Source organism: Sutcliffiella tianshenii (assembly GCF_016908565.1).
GTDB lineage: Bacteria > Bacillota > Bacilli > Bacillales > Bacillaceae_I > Sutcliffiella_A > Sutcliffiella_A tianshenii.
Genome location: NZ_JAFBED010000001.1, coordinates 296022 through 317318, shown reverse-complemented (window position 1 = coordinate 317318; position 21297 = coordinate 296022). Strand labels below are relative to the sequence as shown.

Genomic DNA, 21297 nt, shown 5'->3' with positions numbered 1-21297 from the left:
GGGAGTAATGACGATGACATACCAGATAATGTTTTACGGAGGTCTGGCAGCAGCGCTCCTTACCCTGACTATCACCATCTATGTGTATGTAAAAATGAACATCCGCCGCGTCCTGATCGACCTGACGGGCATTAAACGTAAAAGTCCTTTTGGCACCAAGAAGTCCTCCCCGCAGTCCACGGAAGAGAAAACACGGACGACCAATGAAATCCGGTTGAAAAAGCAGGATATGGAGGGGGACGAGGTCACCGAGCTGATGGAGGACGAGGTGGCAGCGACCGCACTGCTTGACCTAAGCGATGTAGAGGAAACAACCTTGCTGTCCCCAAGTGCTGAACAGGAGGACGAAACGACGATCCTTGGGGAAAGCATGGACGAAACAACGTTACTCTCAGATGAGCCAGCGTTTTACTTTAGAAAAGAATTAGATGTAGTGGTCACCCATTCCACTACCAAACTATGAGGTGGAAATAAAAATGATAAGTACGATATTGACTGTTTACAAGAATAAGAAGTCGTTCCTCTTGCTGCCGGTGATTGCCGTCCTTCTTGTGTCTGTGCTCGCGTTCAATGCGAAGGTATTTTCCACAATCGACGTGAAGATGGATATTACCTTCAACGGGGAAACATGGCAGACGCATAAAGAGGACTTCAATCGTTATTGGTTCTCCAAAGACAAGGATCACGTAACATTCACTGTTGATTTGAGTGAACATTTTCAGGAGGAATATAAGGATGAGCGTCCTTTCACTATCGTGAGTGAAGGGGTGGATCCATCTAGTATTTCCTATAAGGACGTCTTGGATGGAGCAGGACTTAAACAAGGGATTTTTGAAGTGAAGGTGCCGGTTGCTGATGACAACAACTATGCCTTTACTGCACAAATCACTGAAGGAAACGCTTGGGGTCTCGATAGCGGAGCACCGAAAACCTTCCGTGTCGAGAAAGATACCACTTCACCTGCTATCAGCATTTCAGGTGTGGAGGATGGGGCACTTTATAAGGACAAAGTGGAAGTGGCATTTCAAGTAGATGAAAAGAACTTTGCCAAGGATAAAACAAAGGTCACCTATACCATTAATGAAGAGGCGAAGGATGCGGAAATCTCTTGGCATGATAAAATCGGATTGGTTTCCTTTGATAAGGATGGCGAATATCAAGTGACCATCCAGGCAACAGACTACGCAGGAAATATAAAAGAAGAAAGTATTTCTTTCTCCATCAACAATAAAGGAGCGGCATTAACCGTTTCGGATGATAATGGGAACGAAATGAGAGACGGTGGTGTTTATAATCTTGCCGGCATCTCTATTAAAGCAACCAATGGTATTCCCCTCGAAACTGCAACGATGCTAGTTAAAAAAGAGGGGACGGATGAGGAATTCACGGTGATCCCCGAGATGAAAAACAGGGAAGCAATTGGAACACTGAATGACCTGACAGAGGGTACTTATACTATTCAAGTGACTGTAACCGAAAAGCATAAGAGTGGAGAAAAGTATACCCTGCCTACAATCACTTTTACAGTCGATAAGACTGCACCAACTCTTTCCATCTCAGGGGTGGAAAACGCCGGCCGTTATGAAACGGAAAAAGAAGTGGAGTTTCTCGCTGAGGATTCGAACATTGATTTATCCAAATCCTTCATAAACATTACAAAGGATGGAGAGGAATGGGTGACTGGGCAGCAACTTCGTAAAGTAGAGGATGGTGCCTCCCATACACATGAGTTTTTTGAGGATGGCCAATATGCGGTCACCTTTACAGCGGTGGACCTTGCCGGGAATATAAAAACCCATGACGAGTTCTCCTTTACAGTGGATACCTCTAAGCCTAATATTTCCTATATTGGTTTGAGTGAAGACAAAAAATATTACAATGAATCCCTGGATGTTACGTTCCGGGTAGGTGATTACACCATTGATCTTGAAAAATCTAAGCTGGAAATCATCAAGGATGGTGGCGAACCCATAATAAAGAAATTCGAGAAGGGTTTTTTCCTCTCCTATTATGCCGAAGCCAAGCATTCCTTTACAGAGGATGGCAGCTATGAAATCAAAATTACTGCAGCAGACCATTTTAATGAGCCGGAAACAGTAACGAAGAATGTTGTCATCGATAAAGTAAAGCCGGTCGTAAGCATCACAGGTGTAGAAAATAAAAAGAAATATAAAAAGACGCAAAACGTGAATTTCAACGTAACCGACCAGAACTTGAGTCTGGACACTACAATATTGACTGTCTACAAGGACGGAGAGATCTATGAGCTTCCGAAAAAGTTGAACAAAACAAGTGAAACGGAAGCAAGCCTGCAGGATGTAGAATTCAAGGAAGATGGAGACTATGTTCTTCACCTCGAATCAACAGATAAAGCGGGAAATATGACAGAGCACGCACCTGTCGAGTTTACTGTGGACCAGAGTGCCCCGACTATCACCATTGACGGTGTGGAAAACAATGGCCACTATCCGACAGACAAAGCGGTTACCATCACATTGTATGATGTGACACTTGATCTTGAAAATACAGAAGTGACCGTTAAGAGCAATAAAGATTCCACTCCAAGAAAGATAGAGCCTTCCAAGGTTAAAGGAAAGAGGGAAGCTATCTACGAGCAATATTTCGAAGAAGAAGGAATCTATGAGATCACCATTCGTTCCAAGGATACCTTGGAGAACGAAGAAGCACAAAAGACCCTCACTTTTGTAATCGACCGTACAGCACCGGTGCTCAACGTTGAAGGAATAGACATGGATGCCTTTGTAAAAGGCGGGAAAAAGCTGACAATCAAAGCGAATGACCTGCATATTGAAGACAGCGAGGTGAACGTGGAAGCGACAATTACAAGAGCGGATGGTAAAACAGAGCCTTATGATATCGGCACTCTCGAAGTCAATGAGAAAACATCCGGCCTTTCGTACACCTTTACAGAGGATGGGTTTTATTCCATCAAGGTGACCGCTATCGATAAAGCTGGCAACCGGGCCGAAGATCTCGTTCATCAGTTTACGGTGGATAACATCAAGCCGGTACTTGGCATTTCCGGGGTTTCCGATAAGGAATACTATTCATCCAACCAGAAAGTAACGTTGAGTGTGAAAGAGTTCCATTACTATAACAATAAAGTGAAAATGGAAGTGACTAAAAACGGAACTCCGTACTATATGGGTGCATGGGTCAGTGAAGATGTGACATCCAAATTGATGCACGAATTCAATGAGGACGGGGACTACGTCATCACGCTTAATGCCAAGGATGCTGCAGGAAACGAAGCGGATGCTGAAGTTAAAGCCTTCACCATCGATAAGACAGCGCCAGTCCTTAGTGTAAAGGGTGTCGAGGATGGAGAGGACTACAACAGGGACATGCCTGTGGAAGTGAAGCTCGTGGATACAAACCTTGACCTTTCCACTACTAATCTCGTCATCACGAAAAATGGAAATGCCTACAACGCCGGCAGTTTCAAAACATTAGGCGGAGTGGCAACTCTCAATCATATTTTCAAAGAGGAAGGGAAATACAAGATCTCCTTCTCTGCGACAGATAAGGCAAAAAACAAAACCGTACACGAGGACATATCCTTTATTGTCGATAAAACCCGTCCTGTCGTGAAGATTGATGGTGCAGCAGACAATAGCTTCAACCCAGAAAACAAGACAGTTACCCTATCCATCGACGAATTGAACTACAGCACCAATGACGTAGATTTGATTGTAACGAAAGATGGCCGCGGATATAACATGGGTACTTGGAAGAATACCGGCAAGCTTTCAAAGCTGAGCCATAATTTCAGTCAGGATGGTCTGTACACGATTTCCGTTTCTGCCACCGATAAAGCAGGAAACGGACCTGTGACGCAAAAGCTCACTTTCACAGTCGACAAGGTCAACCCTGTGATTAATATCGAAGGTGCAGATAATGATGCACACTATAATGTCGACAAGAGAATCCAGGTTGCCATCAACGACTTGAATCTGGACATCAACAAAATTTCTGTTACGAAAAACGGCAGAGGGTATTCGATTGGAGGTTTTGCCGTGAATGGCAATACCGCAACACTCGCACACACCTTCAGTCAGGAAGGCGACTACCGCATTCAGGTGAACGCAACAGATAAAGCCGGTAACAGCTTTAGCAAGGAACTTGCATTCACCATTGATAAAACTGCGCCGGTCATTACGCCTAAAGTGAAGGGTGATGGAAGAACGCTTAAAAATGGGGAATTCATCAATTCCATCTTTACACCGGAGTTTGCGCTTGATGTGGCGGCAGACAGCATCGTTTCCATGACGCTGAATAATCAGACCATCGCAAGCAACCGGGCCCCGATCGCATCCAAGGATATGAAATACAATTATCGTGTGGTTGCAAGGGATAAGGCTGGAAATGAAACAGTACTTGAAATAGGTTTTACTTTGGATACAACAAGGCCGTTGCTTGAAATCACAGGAATCATCGAGGGCTTCTTCAACGAAAACATGGTACCGGTCATCAAATATGCCGATATCCACTTGGATGACTCCAAAAGCTATATCAGGCTGGATGGCAAGCCGTTCACTAGCGGCACTGCACTGACAGAAGAGAGGGACTATGTGCTTGAAGTGGTTGCAACCGATTTGGCCAATAATGTGTCAAAGCGGACGATCCACTTCACCATCGACAAAACTGCACCATCGATCTCATTCCAGGATCCAATCTCGGATAAATACTTCACGGAGGATGTTATCCCTGAATTCCTGATCGACAGCTTAAGTCCATATGACATCATTGCCTTGACCCTGAACGGAAATCCATATGAAATCGGGGATCCGATTACAGAAGAGGGCAAGCATGTGCTATATTTTGAAATCAAGGACAAAGCCGGCAATATCAAGCAGCTCAGTGTGGAATTCATGATTGATAAAACTCCACCAAAAGTGCTTGTGGATGGAGTAAAAGAAAAAGGAATCTATTATGACCCTGTGACAGTAAGCCTGCAGCTTGAAAATCCAAACGATAAGATCCTTTCCGTCATGATCAACGGGGAGCTTTTCGAGGGCGATGTAGAGGACATAGACGGAAACAAAGTGATCCGTTCCACCTTCTCTGATATCAAAGCATACGAAATCATCGTGGAAGCGATGGATGAAGCAGGAAACGTAGAACGCTTTGTCCTGCCATTTGAAATAGCGGACAAGAGTGTGCTAGTAAAAGTATATGAAAACAAACCACTATTCTTCGGGGGAATTGCAGCTGGACTATTGGGTGCAGCAAGTGCAGCCGCCTATGCGATCAGACGCAGAAAGCAGAATATCGACGCACCGCGTGCAAGCGGAATAGAAGAATAAAATAAGAACCAGCCAATGAGAGCTTTGCTTTACCTAGCTCTCATTGGCTATTTTTATGGGAAAATTGCTGAGTATACCAGTATAGCTTTTTTAAAACAAACGTTTGATTAAAAAAGTAGAAACTCCTTGAGCGTCAAGGGATTGAAAAAAATTTTTGAAATTAACTTTTAAAAAAGGTTTTGTAAGAAATCATGTCCAAACTGCCAAAATTGGAGTAAAAAAACCCATTAAGCTATGGATTCCTTTTATCAGTATAGAAATTTTTAAACAAACGTTTGATTAAGAAAAATTCAACCCCTTGTGGCTCAAAGGATTGAAAAAAAATATAGAGATTAACTTTTAAAAAAGGTTTTCAAGGATAACATGAAATTCACTCTGATGTAAAAAGAAGATGAACCACCTATTCTACAAAAAATTCAGTCAATATTGTGCACCTAACCAGTCAATTTAGGTACCCCAAAATGGAGAGGGTGTCCGCATATAATAAAAGAAAGCGGTTACACATACGGGGGGTGGTGAAGGATGGAGACGAACGTGAATCCGGCGACGTCGCAAAATCCTAGAACGAAGACGAGAATAGTAGAAGGAGTGCCAAGGCGGAAAGTGAAGTGGAAAAATATATTAACCTACGCTGCCTTTGTCGGACCGGCATTGATATTCTTCCTTGTCGTCCAGATCATCCCGTTCCTGATGGGGGTCTATTATTCTTTTACTTCCTGGAATGGCGTAAGTTCGGTCGTGGAATGGGTCGGGCTTGCAAACTATAAAAAGATCTTCACGAACGATGATGCATTCTTCAACTCATTCATGTTCACAACCAAATTCATGTTTGCAGCTGTGATCATCAGCAATCTTATCGGATTTGGTTTCGCACTTTTACTTAATGCAGCACTGAAAACACGCAATATATTAAGAACGGTCTTTTTCCTCCCGAATGTAATCGGGGGCTTGTTGCTCGGATTTATCTGGCAGTTCATTTTTGTCAAAGGCTTCGCGTCTGTCGGGGCAATGACAGGCATCCCTTTTTTCCAGCTTCCATGGCTCGGGGATGAAAAGACGGCATTCTGGGGCATTGTCATCGTGTTCGCCTGGCAGATAAGCGGCTATATGATGGTCATCTATGTGGCGGCATTACAGGGAGTGGACAATAGCTTGCTTGAAGCGGCAAGGATTGATGGCGCTTCCAACTTTACCTTGGTTACAAAAATCATCATTCCATTAATTTTACCTGCGTTTACGATTTGCTTTTTCCTGACGATTTCTATGGCATTCAAAATATTCGATTTGAATCTTTCCTTGACAGGGGGCGGTCCATTCAACTCGACACAGTCCGTCGCCATCAACATCTATCAGGAGGCATTCCAATATAACCGATACGGTCTGGGTACAGCAAAGTCCATTATCTTCTTTGTCGTCGTCGCCATCTTTACGACAGTACAGGTAATGGCCACGAAGAAAAGGGAGGTGGAGGCATAATGGATCAGAAGTATACGAAGAGGACGTTCCTTTTGGAAATCATCGGTATCACGCTCGGTCTCATTTTCCTCATTCCTTTCTACTTTGTCTTGATCAATTCGGTAAAGAGTTTCAGTGAAATCCTGATAGATGCCGCTGCACTGCCGCAGGAGATCCTATTCTCGAACTATGCGAAGGTGTGGGAAATCATCAAGTTTCCAAAGGCATTCTGGAACTCCCTTATCATCACTGTGTTCAGTAATATCGGGATTGTGGTGCTCAGTTCGATGGCGGCCTGGAAAATGGTCCGGACGCCGGGTAGGTTCAGTAAGATATTGTTCGTCGTGATTGTATCTGCCATGGTCATCCCATTTCAGACGGTCATGATTCCACTCATGAAGCTTGGCGGGTCGCTTGGCATGATCAACAGCCTGCCGGGGATCATCATGATGTACTTTGGTTTTGGTGTACCACTTTCCCTTTTTCTCTATCACGGCTTTGTCAAAACAGTGCCGCTTGAGATCGAGGAGGCGGCAAGGATCGATGGCTGCAGCCAGTTCGGCGTGTTCTGGAGAATCGTATTTCCACTGCTGAAGCCGATTACTGTGACAGTCATCATCCTGAACACACTATGGATCTGGAATGATTACCTGCTTCCATTGCTTGTGCTGCAGGACGCGGATCTGCGTACCATTCCACTCGCAACCTCCACATTCTTCGCGCAATACACGAAGCAATGGGATATGGGGTTGGCGGCGCTTGTACTCGGTATCGCACCGATCATTATTTTCTTCCTATTTCTACAAAGGCATATCATCAAGGGGATTGCCGCTGGATCTGTTAAGTAAATCCAGGAGTCTGACTTTACAGATTCCTAGATTTATATAAAAATTAATCTAACTTTCAAGGGGGGCAATAAAATGAAACGCTTTTTCATGCTTTTACTATCATTAACACTGGTAGCGGGGATTTTTGCCGGATGCTCGAGCAATAATTCCTCAGGGGACGACAAGGAAAATTCAGGAGATCAAGTAACGTTGAACTTCTTCCAGTTTAAGGTGGAGATTGCCGATCAACTGGCGGAAATGATCAAGGAATTCGAAGCAGAGCATCCAAATATCAAAATCAAGCTTGAGACAGTCGGTGGAGGAGCGGACTATGGTGCTGCATTAAAGGCAAAGTTTGCTTCTGGTGAAGAGCCGGATATCTTCAACAACGGTGGATTCAAGGAGCTTGAGCTTTGGAAAGAAAAGCTTGCAGATCTTTCAGAAGAGCCTTGGGCTGAACATGTTCTTCCTATCGGTAAAGTACCGATGACAGATCCGGAAGACGGCAAGCTTTACGGTATGCCGGTCAACCTTGAAGGCTATGGATTCATCTACAATAAAGACCTTTTTGAAGAAGCGGGGATCACAGAGCCCCCAACAACGATTTCCGAATTGAAGGACGCTTCTGAAAAGCTGAAAAAAGCTGGTATCACACCTTTCTCCGCCGGCTATGGCGAGTGGTGGGTAATCGGGCAGCATTTACTGAACATCCCATTTGCACAGCAGGACGATCCGGAAGCATTCATTGCAGGCTTGTATGATGGATCTGAAAAGATCGTAGGAAATGAACATTTCAAAAATTTCAAAGAAGTATTGGATACAGAAATCAATTTCGGAAACAGCAACCCATTAACAACGGATTACAATACACAGGTTACACAATTCGCTTCAGGCCAGACTGCGATGCTGCAGCAAGGAAACTGGACGGAGAACATGATCTATGAAGTCAACCCTGACATGAACATGGGCTTCCTCCCGATCAGCATCAGCGACGATGCGGATTCCAACCGCCTGCCTGTTGGCGTACCGAACAACTGGGTACTGAACAAGAACTCCGAGCACCTGGAAGAAGCAAAAACATTCTTGAACTGGATGGTTTCCTCTGAAACGGGCAAGAAGTATATCACAGAAGAGTTCGCGTTCATCCCGGCATTCGATAACATCGAGCCTGCCGGACTTGGAGACCTTGGTCAATCCATCCTGGAATACTCCAAAAATGAACAGACAATCCCTTGGACATGGTTCATGTGGCCGGATGGCGCAAACAAGGAATTTGCCGCAAGCATCCAGGAATACGCTGCAGGCAAAATCGACTATGACACACTCCTTGAGCGCTTCCAAAGCTCTTGGGATAATTTAAAATAATTTTGGCAGAGGGCATGTCTATTCATAGGCATGCTTTCTGTTTATACTAAAAGAAAACAAGGGTTGATTTAATAAGAATCTAGCTGTTGATTGGAGCAAAAGGCGGAGACTCCTGCGGGAGATGGCGTTTAGTGGAGACCCCACAGGCTAAGCCGAGGAGGCTCCACAAACGCCCCGCGGAAAGCGCAGCCTTTTGCGGAAAGCAATAGCGGTGTTTAACAGACCATTAATGAAAAGAGACGCTTTTCCATCGGGGGTAGGTCATGATCAGAAAAAGTATCCGCAATAAGCTTATCGTACTGCTGCTCTTGATAACGATCCTGCCATTCGGCACATCCATCATCATCACATATTACCATACAAAAGAAGCCTTCAAGGACCTCGTCGTACAAGAAAATAGTAATCTCCTTTATCAGGGGAAAATCAATCTGGAAACCTATTTGGAGGAGCTTAATAGTCTAACACTTTCCTTGTATAATAACCCTGATTTCATCAACTACATGAGGTCTCCTGATAAGGAAGATAACTATATGACACTCGGCATTGTGAAGAATGTCCTGCAGACGATCCTGTATGCGGAGGATAACATCAGGAGGGTACATATTTCATTTGCAGAAGAGAAGCGGAGCATCACAGCGTCCAAGCGCTCGACTGTCGTATTTTCCACAAGGCTCAACAGCAGGATGTATGAGGAAGCCTACAAAAACGCCCAGTTGAATCCGTACAATATGTTCATCGATACAACTGAGGCGCAGCAGGGGAGAAATGTGTTGTACCTGCACCGGGTTTTGCGCAATGTGCCATCTGATGAGGTGCTCGCCTTCATTACGATAGAGGTGTCAACGGAACGGGTGCTGGAGCTGAGCGAGAACCTTTACAACAAGGAGACAGAGGAATTCTTCATTTTATCAAGTACCGGGGAATTGATCTACAGTTCGAATGCAGAAGTGTTTGCCAAGCAGGCTGAACAGAAGTGGATCGGTGCAGTGATGGAGTCCGACAAGGAGCGGGGGACGATGGAATGGCAGAATGACTCCTTCCATGGGATGATGATGTATGAACAGACCCCGGCAGCGGTTGGCGGCTGGATCCTTGTCAAACGCGTCCCCTATACGACCCTTTATGAAAATGCTTTCACCGTAACGAAAATCAATATCCTTTTCGGGGTCCTGGGATTAAGTCTCGTCATTCTCGCCACCTTGTTCGTCTCCTTTAAAATCACATCCCCGATCAGGGTGCTGCTCCAGAACATCCAGCAGGTGAAGGAAGGGAATATGAAGGTTCAGTTCGAGTCATTGGGCCATGATGAAATCGGGATACTTGGCAGCAGGTTCAAGCAGATGATGGAGAGGATCGATCACCTCATCAACCGTGAGTATAAGCTTGAAATCGAGAATAAAAATAACCAGTTAAAGGTGCTGCAGTCGCAGTTGAATCCCCATTTTCTATATAACGCCCTTCAGTCGATCGGGACGGTCGCCCTGAAAAATAATGTGCCGCAAATCTATACACTCGTGACGCACCTGTCCAAAATCATGCGCTATGGGATGAATATGGAGGAGGATATGGTGCCCCTGAAAAAAGAAATCAACTATCTCAAAGCGTATCTTTTATTGCAGAAAGAGAGATTTGGCGACCATCTTGATTACAGGATTGATGTCGGGGAAGATGCCCTGCAGGTCCAGGTCCCGAAGATGATCCTTCAGCCGATCATCGAAAACTACTTCAAGCATGGATTCGATATAAGAGAAGGAGTAGGAAGAATAACGGTCGAAGGGAAAGTGGAGGAAGGTATGCTTATTTTGGAGGTCGTGGACAATGGAGTCGGGGTGACAGAAGAAAGGCTGGAGGAGATTTATCGTCATTTTCAAGCAGGAAAAAGAGAGTCAAGGGAAGAAGTAACGAATATCGGCTTGAAAAATATTAATGCCCGTCTTCAGCTGTATTATGACGGGGCTGCAAGCATGAAGCTTTCGAATCATCATGATGGGGGTCTGGCTGTGAAGCTTGTGCTTCCATTGGAATTGGGAGGTGTCAGGGATGAAGGCGATCATCATTGACGATGAGAAGCATGTCCGGGAAGGCCTGCTTCTCCTGGCGGCTTGGAAGGAACACGGAATCGATACCATCCTCGAGGCCCAGGACGGGGATGAGGCCACAAAGCTGATCTCACAACACCGACCTGAGATTATCTTCACCGATATGCGGATGCCCAAAAAGGATGGAATCAGCCTGCTGAAATGGCTCGATTCCACAGAATTGAACAGTATGACAATCGTGGTCAGCGGCTATGATGACTATGAGTATATGCGCAATGCAATTACGTATAAAAGCTTCGATTACATTTTGAAGCCGATCGATCCGGATATTTTAAATGAAACGCTCGCGCGTGCGGTGAAAAAATGGAAGGAGGAGGCATTGCACAGGAGATCTTCTGTTGATGCGGAATTCCTTGCTGCCTCATCATCCGAAGCGAAAAGCATGGGCCAAATAGAAGTTTTCTTACGTGCCAACTACCAGCAGGATGTCACGCTACAGGAGATTGCGGACCGTTTCTTCCTGAGCAGGGAGCACATATCACGCAAATTCAAGCAGGAATACAACGAGACGATCACCGATTATGTGACAAGGATCCGCATGGAAAAAGCAAAGGAATATTTGGCGAAACCGCATGTAAAAATTTATGAGGTTGCCTACCAAGTGGGCTATCAAAATGAAAAATACTTCAGCAAGGTGTTCAAGAAGTTTACGAAATTGACTCCCAATGAATACAGAAGTACAGTACTGTCGGGAAATAGATAAATAGAGAGGATGCTGGGGCATGGAAAAGCTACGTATGGGAATTATCGGAGTCGGAGGGATTGCACAAGGTCGCCATATACCCACTTTTATGAATTTGGCGGACAAAGTCACGGTCGAAGCGATCAGTGATGTAAATGAGGCGACAGCAAAGCTTGTTTCAGAGAAGTTCGGCATAGAGAAGGTATTTCCACATTACGCGGATATGTTTACGGAAGTGGACGCGGTGACCATTTGTACGCCGAATAAGTTCCACGCCGAAATCACGATTGCTGCACTAGAAGCTGGGCTTCACGTATTTTGCGAAAAGCCGATGGCGATGACGCCGGATGAATGCGAAAGGATGATTCAAGCTGCCGAAAAGTCGAACAAGCAGCTGGCGATTGCATATCATTACCGCTTTATGAAGGAGTCCATTGCCGCCAAACGCTTGGTGGAGGAGAACGAAATCGGAAGACCCCTAGTGGCCCGTGCAAGAGGGATGCGCCGCCGGAAAGTACCGGGATGGGGTGTGTTTACGAATAAGGAGCTACAGGGCGGAGGAAGCCTGATCGACTATGGCTGCCACCTCTTAGATCTTTCCCTCTGGCTACTAGGCAATCCTAAGCCAGTGGAAGTGCTCGGTACCACCTACAATGACCTGAGCAAAATCCCAGGTCAGGTGAATCAGTGGGGAAGCTTCAACCACGAAACATTCGAAGTGGATGACCATGTTACAGCCTACATAAAATTCGAGGGAGGGGCATCGATGCTCTTTGAAACCTCCTGGTCGGCCAATGTGAAGGACGATGAGGAAAGTGTCAGCATATCCGGGATGGACGGAGGAGTCGACCTATTCCCATTCCACCTGAACCAAATGAAGCACGGCATGCTCCTGAACACCGAAGCCAATTGGGTACCAGGCGAAGACAATCCGAGCATCCCTCAAGCACTCAACTTCATCAACAGCTGCCTCGGCCTCGAAGACCTCATCGTCAAGCCCGAGCAAGCCATGCAAACCTCCCAAATCATCGACGCCATCTACCGCAGCAGCGAGACCGGGACTAGCATTAAGCTGGGGTGATGGTGGTGTGGGTGACATAACGATGTGGGTTGACATAACAATAGTGGTTTACATAACAATGGGGGTCAGGCCCCTGTTGTTATGTCGACTAGCAATATGCCAGTGAAAAAACCGTTTTTATTAAAAATAGGTAATTTTGTTTTAGGTTTTGTAGCATGCCCCCGCAGCTTATTCGAGTTTTGGCTGGTGTGGGGCATTTTTAGGTTTTGTAGAGGGGGCAGACTGCTCATTTTGCCTATGGAAGTGGGGAGGGAAACAGTAATCTGTCGGAAAACAGTGTTTATCTGTCCAAAACAAGCAATTTTCGATCCACTTTTTGCCGGAATCGATCGGAACTCCATAGTTATCGATCCAAAACACCACATAATCTGTCAACTTTACAATAATTGGAAACCAAACGTCACACTACGCTACACCGCATCGTCATGAAGCTGCCGTCTACCACCCCGCATCGTCACGTCACAGCCGTCTACCACCCACCCTACATCCCCACCAAACAACAAAAAAGCAAGCAACCTCCCAACACAACGCCAGGAGACTGCTTGCCGATACATGTATCTATACCAATTCCCAATCAATTATCTGCGATAGGGATTAAAAGGATCATGCCCTTTATCATTTAAAAGACCTTTCTTCCTGTTCAAGCTGCTTGCCTTTCTATTTGGATTGACAGAAGTGTAAGGCTCAGCCTCTTCCTCAAATAGGGAAGAATGCTGGGTTTCCCCATGTGCTGTCCCGTCTCTGAACATTGGCTCCTCTTCCATAAACCCAGGCTCTTCAACGACATAATCGTTGCCAGGCTCGAGCTGTCCGGAAGTCATCGGATCGTTGTGCTGCTCATAATCCATCAGATCAGGTGTATACTCCGCTTCGACTCTATCAGAAATAAGCGGCCCTTCCTCTTCTAGCAATCTATCCTCGTGTGTGAATTCATTTTGTATGGTGACAGGCTCTTCCTGCATATGATCTGTTTCATACCCAAGGATATTGTCTTGTGTATATTCAGACTCGGGAGTGACATCCTGCTCGGACGTGATATGCCCTCTCTGCTGCTGGTCATGTTGTGATTCATTAGTCATTCTGTCATGCATCTCAAAAGAATCATGCTCAAGATTCAATTCCTTTTCCAAGTGCCCCATTTCGGAAGAGTGCTTGTTTATCACACTGCTATCATAGCTGTCCTCTTTCGCTTCGCTTTTCTCCATAGGAAACGGCTGTCCGTGTTCATATAAAAGTTTATCATAATCCTCTGTTACTTCTATCGTGCTGTTTTCAGCATCCTTTTTAGGAGTATGGGAATGCCCCATTGCGGTAAAGAGCGGCTTCTCTTGATTCTCATCATGCATGGAATCGACTGATTCAGAGGGACGCAACCCATTGTCGATCGGCTCTGCAGCACGGTATCCTTCATCAAGCTGTTCTAACGTCCCAGCCTCCTCATGACGCCCTTCATTCCAGGAAGCCACCATCATTTCATCCAGGGGTCTATTAATATCGATATTATCATCTGTCAAAGGCCTGTTCACATTCCAAGTGCCAGAGCTTTCCTCCACAGGCTTTTCCACAGGTTCGTCAGCCATCTCTTGAGTATCATCAAACTGCAGCGCAGGCTCTTCCTCGGTACGATATCGATCTAGGCGGCTATGGTCACCTGAAACCGTCCTGTTTACATTGTCCGTCAAGATAAGTACTTTCCCGACCTTCACGTCATATTCATATCGATAAGCTTCCTCCGGCTCAATGCCTAATCCCATCAAAGTTGATGCAACACCATCCTCGCGAGATCCTCTAAAGAACGTTCTTTCAATGGAATCCGAAGCATGCAAGGGATCCATATTGGAATGAGTCATCATCCCGGAACCATCCTTCTCGGGGGAAGTCATATCACTGTTTGTCTGCAAAGGATCCACCACACCGCTCAAGTCCCTGATAAGGAAGATTTCTTCGGAGCGATAGCCTTCCTCCTTCAACCAATTGATTTTATCCATTGCTTCCTGCTCTGTTAAATATGAACCAATCATTTCTTTACGATGTCCAGCCATCTTTTCTTCCTCCTCAAGCTTGCTTTGATAATGATTACATACCCAGCAGATTCATAAGGTTAAACCAACCTCCAAATTATCGTTGGAATATTGTAACAACTGAATCAGATCTAGGATATTTTTCCTTGTAAAATAAAGGTACGTAATCAAAGGGGGAATGAATATGGAACAAAGTAATAGACAACTATCTTCCAAACACCTACCATTAATTTTCTTTGGCGGCTATGCCATCATTATTCTCGCAGTCATTTACTTCGCGAGTACTGCAAACATCAACATAGAAGGAAACACAGAAAATTTCACTGAAACCTTTCAAGTGAACATAGATGAAACGAAAAAAATACAAGAAGAAAAAGCGGCGAGCAGTAAGCCTCTCTGGGATATCCCAAACCATATTGCAGCAACCGCCATGATACTGGCATCCATTTTAGACATCGTCATCATCCTGCTCTGGGCAAGAAATGAAAATAAAAAGCGGGAAGCACAAGAGGCGGGAGTCATTCCTATAAAGAAGCGGTGGACCGACAGCAAGTGGTTCTGGAACATCATAGCGATGGGAGTGGTACAGCCAAAAGAAGGCCGCATCAGGATAAACTGGAGGAATATGCTACTTGCGATGGCCTTGCTGACCGGTGTGAAATTCTTGGTGCTAGATCGCTTGTAAGATTCATAGTGAGGTTTACCCCTAATGTCATGGTTGGAGCACCAAGGCATTCAAAACACGGTCCTGTACTTGGACAGTAGAGATATTTTTCTCCTCGTCGTTCATGCGACCTGCCTTAACGGTATAGGTATACTTTCCTGGAGCCAGTAGGACATCTGTCCATGAAAGGGATATGGAATTCATGAATGTCTTTATTTTACCTTCACGCCCGAGTTGGTTGGTGGAAGCGATAGTTTCTGAAGTGAGTAAAGTGGAGTTTCGCCATAAAGATACTTGAGAATGGATGCTATACTCACTAGGGGCGCCAGTTTCTACCTTCAAGCCGATTTTTGAATCCAAGCATACTTTCTCCATGGGCGATAGGATTGTGACATCCAGCTTTAATATCTCCACCAATGAATCATGCGTGACTTCCATGGTTTCATTTGTTTGGACAAAATTAAATCTTTCTTTACCTTTATCCTGGCCGCCGGAGTTTTTAATCCATTCGAAATATAAGGTCACAAATAATCCTCCTTATTTGTTGAAATCTAGAGTTAATATATGTGACCCTTTGTAAAATGCTTGTTCTCTTGTCCTAATTACTCAACATTCTCATTTGCAAAAAATACATTCGCCTTTCAATATTTGGTAAAAATAGTGATTTTACTCATTTCTATTGTGTTATTATATTAGAAGAGACATAAAAGAGGGGGAAAAAAATGAAAAAGAAAAATAGGTTTGTAATCTTAATTATGAGTTTATTATTAGTTTTTCCGCATGCAACTTCAGCGGAACAGACGATTACAGGTGGATGCGTACAACCTTCCAATGGGGAAATTGATAGAATGCTAACATCTGAAGCTCTTAAGCACGATGTGCCACCTGAAATCGTAAAGGCAATCGCATTTGTGGAAGCTTTTGGTTGGGTACACTGTGAGGATGGAGAAACCATTATCTCTGGAGATGGTGGAATTGGCATAATGCAGGTAACCGATCCTGAAAATGAATATAATCTAGACGAAGAGAGATTGCACACTGATATCGCTTATAATATTTCGGCAGGAGTTTCAATCTTAAATGATAAGTTTGGGTATAGCGGTTCTGTTATCCCCTTGATGAATGATGGTGATAGAGATAAACTAGAAAACTGGTATTTTGCTGTAATGGCATATAATGGTTTAGTGCAAAAAAACAGTCCTAGATTAAAAAAGGATGGCTCAAGGAATACGAACACATATCAAGATAAAGTATTCCATTGGATCTATGAGAACAACTTGGAGTTACCTTTAAATTTGGGATTAGACGAAGTTTTATTGGAGGATTTAATATATCGGGATAATGGAACTATCGGATTCCGAAAGCTTTCATATAATACTGGGGGTCCATTACAGTCCACTCGACATAAATTTGAAAAAAATGATCTAGTAGTGGTAACGGCTGGAGCAAGCCTCAGGGAACTTCCATTTAGTAAATCGAATCCAAAAGGGAAAGCAGAGAGAGAAGTTGTCACCATAGAGGATGCCTTTTCTTTTGATCAGTCCAATAACAATTATAATCATTTTGTATGGTATCCGATTGTTACAAAAAATCAATCAAACAGTGGCTTCGTTGCTTCACCATATCTTGCTCCTTTTGGAAAAAGAATTTCAGGTCCTGATCGATTTGAAACAGCTATAGAGATATCGAAGCAAGGATGGGATAAAGCGGAAACAGTAATTTTGGCAAGGTCAGAAGATTTTCCGGATGCTTTGGCGGGTGCTCCTTTGGCATATAAGCTTAATGCCCCGATCCTCTTGACTAAGCAGTCATCACTAAATGAAAAAACCAAAGCTAGAATTATAGAATTAGGTGCCAAAAAGGTCATTATCCTTGGCGGAAAAAGTGCTGTTTCAGATAATGTGGAATCAAGTTTGAAGAAAGCAGGGGTGGCAATAGTAGACCGCATCGGAGGAGCTACTCGATATGAAACTGCTAGATTAATAGCGGAAGAATTAGGTGGAAATCCGGAGAAAGCAATTGTGGCTTACGGAAAGAATTTCCCCGATGCACTTGCTATTGCTCCGTATGCTGCCAAGAATGGTTATCCAATCCTATTAACAGATACTAGCAGCTTAAACAGTTCAACAGCGAAGGCGATTGCAGAATCTAAGATTGGGAAAGCCATCGTAGTAGGAGGTACTGCAGCTGTAAGTGATAAAACATTTAGTCAGCTTCCTAATGGGTCCATAAGAATAAGGGGGGCAAATCGTTACGCAACCTCTGTTGAAATCATCAATCAACTTAATATGCCAACAGATATTATATACAATGCAACTGGTCAAAATTTTGCGGATGCCCTCACAGGCTCAGTTTTAGCTGCAAAGAAAAATTCTTCAATATTGCTTATTGATGATCAAGTTCGTCCCGAAATTACAAATCTAATACGTTCTAAAAAACTTGATACTTTCCATGTATTAGGTGGACGAGGAGCGGTAAGTGATAAAGCTGTGAACAATTTATTAAAATAGTTTTTAAAAGTAAAGGGGTTCGACATTAGAAATAAGTCGAACCCCTTTTAGAGTTTTTACTCATATAGCTCTTTATAAATAATAGCCTTCAAAGCCAACATTTCTTCATCCGTCAATTTATCTTCAAACGTTTCAGCAAGCTCCATCGCTTCGGCCTCGCTCATTCCGTCGGCCGCCTTTGCCTGGATAGCCTGCATTTCCTGGAGGCTCAGCTTTTTCATCACAGCCCTTGTGGCTTCCTCCCTCGTCTGGAACGGCAATTCCTCGAGGTTTGCGTCCGCGCCTTCTGAGATATAAGCTTTCAGGGATGGGGAGTTGTCTACATAGTCCCGGGCCATGGCAATATTGTTGTCGTCGAGATCCTGCTCCACATATTCGACAGCTCTATCCTCGATGTACTTGTTGACAAAATAGTAGCCCACTGCCCCTATAGCGCCCAAAACTATTACAGTTATAAGCAAGCCTTTCAATAGCTTCATCTAATCACCTTCTCTCCCAATTACTATATAAAATAAAAGAAAGCAGCGCAAATTTGTCATTGCGCTGCTCGTTTTGGTTCCTGCTCAAGTCTTTCCTTTTTCGAAAGTGCAGGGAACTTTTCCTGGATGATCTTGATGAAAGGTTCCACAAACTGTGGATCAAACTGTGTTCCGGCACATCGTCTAAGCTCTGCAAAAGCCTCCGTAAAGGTTTTTGTAGGCTGATAAGGGCGCTCGGTAGTCATGGCATCGAACGAATCAATGAGACATAGGATGCGGGCTAGCTTTGGAATGTTATTACCCTGAAGTCCAGAAGGATAGCCTTTTCCATCATAACGCTCGTGATGCAGCTCGACCAATGGGAGCAGCTCCTCGTACTTCTTGGTAGTGGAAACAATCTCTTTCCCCCAAAGCACGTGCTTTTTCATGATCTCCCACTCATGTGAGTCGAGCTTGCCTTTTTTATTGATGATATCCCGTGGGATTTCCACTTTACCGATATCATGGATCAACGCACCAAGGATGAGTGTCTGTCTTTCATGTTCGCTCAATTCAAGCTTTTTGCTGAAGTCCATCGCATATTTGAAAACCCGCTTGCTGTGCTGATAGGTATAAACATCTTTAGGTAGGAAAATCTGCAATTGCTGTTCGAGATTCTCGATTTCCTTTACGAGATACAGATCATTCTGATAGACGTCCGCCTCTTCATAATAGATCTGTACATTGTTCTTACCTTGGGCCTTCGCATAGTAAAGCGCCTTATCCGCTTTATTTAAAAGCTCTGCAGAATTATAGGTCCCGGGCTCATACTCTGTAATCCCGGCCGAGAAGGATAAGCATTTCAAAGGAAGGTCATCCGCACCCTTGAACGGGGTATCATTGAAGTCCTTGCGGATTTTATTCAAAAATACACTGGCCTCATCCTTCGTAACATCAGGGAAAAGGATGGCAAACTCCTCTCCACCGTAACGCGCAGGTGTATATGGGGTCATCTTGGTTTTGTTGATTAAAAAGTGCCCTATAAACCGTAACAACTCGTCACCTTGCAAATGGCCGTTCTGATCATTGTATTTTTTAAAGTCATCTATATCTAATAGTGCAACACTGAAGGTTTCTTTATTCCCAAGGTTTTTATAGGTTTCGTCCAATTTAAGTTTAAAATAACCGTGGTTATAAAGATTTGTGAGGAAATCCTTATTGGCCCTCTCCTCTGACTCCTTAAATAGTTCAAAGAATTTTTGAAATGCAAACGATAAAAGGACAGAGAGGATTGTGAAAAGGAAAAGACCAAATAATTGTTCCTCTTTAAGAAGGATTGTAAGAATAATAGATAATACTAGTGTACTGCCATAACTTATTAAAGATTCAATTACAACACCCTTTGACCAGAAGGAATGGAGTATGTCTTTAATGGAGTGTGATTGAGAAAGGATAAAATACATCCATATCAATAAAACATTCAATAAAAAGTAAACGGTCAAAGAAACAGTAAACGGAAGCATGGAGGAATTCCCGTTATTCTGTAAACCACCTGACCATAAGAAACAGTAATGAGCGGAGATTATCATAATGGAATAGATGGAGAAGTTAAACAAATGTTTCCACCAGATAATGTGTCTATTTCGAATGGAGAAAATAATGTTACATAGGAATAATAAGTGAAGGGTAGTTTCTACTCCATAAAGAAATAACACCGCTAAATAAATAGCAGAATCCATAGATATGGAATTTCCTTTTGGGGGTAATGGAATGATGAAATGGTATAAAAGTAAAAGTGCACCAACCAATGAATAAAACATAACCCATTCAGATAGGGTGTACGTAGGGAAGTCAGCATGCAAAATAAATAAACCCAAGCCTAAAATCGAAATGATGAATAGGTAAACACTCGAAATTTTATTGTATATGTTTCCACTTTCCACTAAAATCACACTCTTTTTTAAATTAATAAAGAGGAATAATCAAAGATCGTTCCTCTTTATCTATATTATATAAGTCTAAAGCCAGATGTTAAAGCCACAATTACAGAACCAATCACTAAAAGGTTAATGATTGCAGTTTTTGTACGTACGTTCATTTTGTCACCTCCCTTCAACTAGCACAATGGGAATCAGTTCGTTGTGGTTACCTGAGGAGTGGAATTCTTTTCTATTTTCCCTATCATTAAGTATTGGATAAAAAAGAAAACACCTATATTCATAATTACATCGCCAATGCTGATAATTTGCTCACGTGGATAAGGTGCAGATAATGGAATGATATCTCCCAGAAATGCAAGTCTTGTTGATTCTGTAATAGCAGCATGTTTTCCGTAAAGACCATTCTTTAAAGCTTCTACAAAATAGGGATCAAGTACAGCGCTGGCTTCTATTGAAACAGGCATTCTTCCACCATTGAGTGCCATAACAAGGAAGTTTAAAAATACACCGATAAAGATGACGACAAATCCTGGGTGATGGCGGTTCAGCCAAAGGAAATACATACCTACTAAATAAACCAATATGAAAATAGTATTGCTGTAAAAGCCTAGTATGGGTATTTTGTTCTGCAAGATATAAATCACAATTTGGATCATTAATAACACTGGAAAGACCCAAGCTTGTTTTATCTTCATATCGGCTAATCCTTTAAAATTTCCACCTCTAAAAAGCCCTACCAGTAAAGCGATGATAATTCCATCATATACCATATTAACCCTCCAAAGTGTAGCGGTTATGTAAAGAGGTATTTCTCTATAAAATACAATATTATCTAATATCTAACAAAATAATTCATAATTTTCAAGTA

At 43.5% G+C, this 21297-nt stretch carries 15 protein-coding genes; 10 read left to right on the top strand and 5 right to left on the bottom strand.

Annotated elements, in window-relative coordinates; genetic code table 11:
• Positions 1–13: 13 nt before the first annotated feature.
• The 8 genes from JOC95_RS01375 (at position 14) to JOC95_RS01340 (ending at position 12836) form a co-directional block, all read left to right on the top strand.
• Positions 14–463 (top strand): hypothetical protein, encoded by a 450-nt coding sequence (locus JOC95_RS01375; protein ID WP_204412711.1) that lies wholly within the window; start codon positions 14–16, stop codon positions 461–463.
• Between the two features lie 13 nt (positions 464–476).
• A complete protein-coding gene (locus JOC95_RS01370) occupies positions 477–5327 on the top strand; it encodes an Ig-like domain-containing protein (RefSeq protein ID WP_204412709.1) in 4851 nt (1616 codons plus the stop codon).
• A gap of 522 nt (positions 5328–5849) precedes the next feature.
• On the top strand, positions 5850–6803 hold the full coding sequence (locus JOC95_RS01365; RefSeq protein WP_204412708.1) for a carbohydrate ABC transporter permease: 954 nt from the start codon (positions 5850–5852) through the stop codon (positions 6801–6803).
• Complete coding sequence (locus tag JOC95_RS01360) at positions 6803–7630, top strand: carbohydrate ABC transporter permease (RefSeq protein ID WP_204412707.1); 828 nt, start codon at positions 6803–6805, stop codon at positions 7628–7630. The genes JOC95_RS01365 and JOC95_RS01360 overlap by 1 nt, the downstream gene beginning before the upstream one ends.
• Positions 7631–7702: 72 nt before the next feature.
• Positions 7703–8974 (top strand): ABC transporter substrate-binding protein, encoded by a 1272-nt coding sequence (locus JOC95_RS01355; protein WP_204412706.1) that lies wholly within the window; start codon positions 7703–7705, stop codon positions 8972–8974.
• A gap of 263 nt (positions 8975–9237) precedes the next feature.
• Entirely contained in the window at positions 9238–11034 is a 1797-nt protein-coding gene (locus tag JOC95_RS01350) for a cache domain-containing sensor histidine kinase (protein ID WP_204412705.1), read from the top strand.
• Positions 11015–11776, top strand: coding sequence for a response regulator transcription factor (locus tag JOC95_RS01345; RefSeq protein ID WP_204412704.1), 762 nt, complete (start codon positions 11015–11017; stop codon positions 11774–11776). Before JOC95_RS01350 ends, JOC95_RS01345 begins: the two co-directional genes overlap by 20 nt.
• Positions 11777–11795: 19 nt before the next feature.
• Complete coding sequence (locus JOC95_RS01340) at positions 11796–12836, top strand: Gfo/Idh/MocA family protein (protein ID WP_204412703.1); 1041 nt, start codon at positions 11796–11798, stop codon at positions 12834–12836.
• 578 nt (positions 12837–13414) lie between these two features.
• Here the strand turns inward: JOC95_RS01340 and JOC95_RS01335 are convergent.
• Positions 13415–14878 (bottom strand): general stress protein, encoded by a 1464-nt coding sequence (locus JOC95_RS01335; protein WP_204412702.1) that lies wholly within the window; start codon positions 14876–14878, stop codon positions 13415–13417.
• A 163-nt stretch (positions 14879–15041) separates the two neighbouring features.
• On the opposite strand from JOC95_RS01335, the gene JOC95_RS01330 reads away from it, so the two are divergent.
• Positions 15042–15542 carry a hypothetical protein gene (locus JOC95_RS01330; protein WP_204412701.1) on the top strand — a complete coding sequence of 167 codons (501 nt, stop codon included), beginning with the start codon at positions 15042–15044 and terminating at the stop codon, positions 15540–15542.
• Positions 15543–15569: 27 nt separating this feature from the next.
• Here JOC95_RS01330 and JOC95_RS01325 read toward each other — a convergent pair whose 3' ends face one another.
• Complete coding sequence (locus JOC95_RS01325) at positions 15570–16046, bottom strand: hypothetical protein (RefSeq protein WP_204412700.1); 477 nt, start codon at positions 16044–16046, stop codon at positions 15570–15572.
• Between the two features lie 197 nt (positions 16047–16243).
• Here JOC95_RS01325 and JOC95_RS01320 point away from each other — a divergent pair, with 197 nt between their 5' ends.
• Positions 16244–18031: a cell wall-binding repeat-containing protein gene (locus JOC95_RS01320; protein ID WP_204412699.1), complete on the top strand. Its 1788-nt coding sequence runs from the start codon at positions 16244–16246 to the stop codon at positions 18029–18031.
• 56 nt (positions 18032–18087) lie between these two features.
• On the opposite strand, the gene JOC95_RS01315 is transcribed toward JOC95_RS01320, so the two are convergent.
• The 3 genes from JOC95_RS01315 to JOC95_RS01305 all read right to left on the bottom strand — a co-directional run bounded on the left by JOC95_RS01315 (position 18088) and on the right by JOC95_RS01305 (position 21199).
• Positions 18088–18510 (bottom strand): hypothetical protein, encoded by a 423-nt coding sequence (locus tag JOC95_RS01315; protein ID WP_204412697.1) that lies wholly within the window; start codon positions 18508–18510, stop codon positions 18088–18090.
• Between the two features lie 56 nt (positions 18511–18566).
• Positions 18567–20012 carry a bifunctional diguanylate cyclase/phosphohydrolase gene (locus JOC95_RS01310; protein WP_338083039.1) on the bottom strand — a complete coding sequence of 482 codons (1446 nt, stop codon included), beginning with the start codon at positions 20010–20012 and terminating at the stop codon, positions 18567–18569.
• 608 nt (positions 20013–20620) lie between these two features.
• On the bottom strand, positions 20621–21199 hold the full coding sequence (locus tag JOC95_RS01305; RefSeq protein ID WP_204412696.1) for a DUF5317 domain-containing protein: 579 nt from the start codon (positions 21197–21199) through the stop codon (positions 20621–20623).
• Positions 21200–21297: the final 98 nt, after the last annotated feature.

Coding starts and splice junctions, on each gene's coding strand:
- JOC95_RS01350 (WP_204412705.1), top strand. CDS start 9,238: ATGATCAGAAAAAGTATCCGCAATAAGCTTATCGTACTGCTGCTCTTG.
- JOC95_RS01330 (WP_204412701.1), top strand. CDS start 15,042: ATGGAACAAAGTAATAGACAACTATCTTCCAAACACCTACCATTAATT.
- JOC95_RS01360 (WP_204412707.1), top strand. CDS start 6,803: ATGGATCAGAAGTATACGAAGAGGACGTTCCTTTTGGAAATCATCGGT.
- JOC95_RS01355 (WP_204412706.1), top strand. CDS start 7,703: ATGAAACGCTTTTTCATGCTTTTACTATCATTAACACTGGTAGCGGGG.
- JOC95_RS01315 (WP_204412697.1), bottom strand. CDS start 18,510: ATGAAGCTATTGAAAGGCTTGCTTATAACTGTAATAGTTTTGGGCGCT.
- JOC95_RS01340 (WP_204412703.1), top strand. CDS start 11,796: ATGGAAAAGCTACGTATGGGAATTATCGGAGTCGGAGGGATTGCACAA.
- JOC95_RS01345 (WP_204412704.1), top strand. CDS start 11,015: ATGAAGGCGATCATCATTGACGATGAGAAGCATGTCCGGGAAGGCCTG.
- JOC95_RS01370 (WP_204412709.1), top strand. CDS start 477: ATGATAAGTACGATATTGACTGTTTACAAGAATAAGAAGTCGTTCCTC.
- JOC95_RS01305 (WP_204412696.1), bottom strand. CDS start 21,199: ATGGTATATGATGGAATTATCATCGCTTTACTGGTAGGGCTTTTTAGA.
- JOC95_RS01310 (WP_338083039.1), bottom strand. CDS start 20,012: ATGCTTCCGTTTACTGTTTCTTTGACCGTTTACTTTTTATTGAATGTT.
- JOC95_RS01375 (WP_204412711.1), top strand. CDS start 14: ATGACATACCAGATAATGTTTTACGGAGGTCTGGCAGCAGCGCTCCTT.
- JOC95_RS01365 (WP_204412708.1), top strand. CDS start 5,850: ATGGAGACGAACGTGAATCCGGCGACGTCGCAAAATCCTAGAACGAAG.
- JOC95_RS01320 (WP_204412699.1), top strand. CDS start 16,244: ATGAAAAAGAAAAATAGGTTTGTAATCTTAATTATGAGTTTATTATTA.
- JOC95_RS01335 (WP_204412702.1), bottom strand. CDS start 14,878: ATGGCTGGACATCGTAAAGAAATGATTGGTTCATATTTAACAGAGCAG.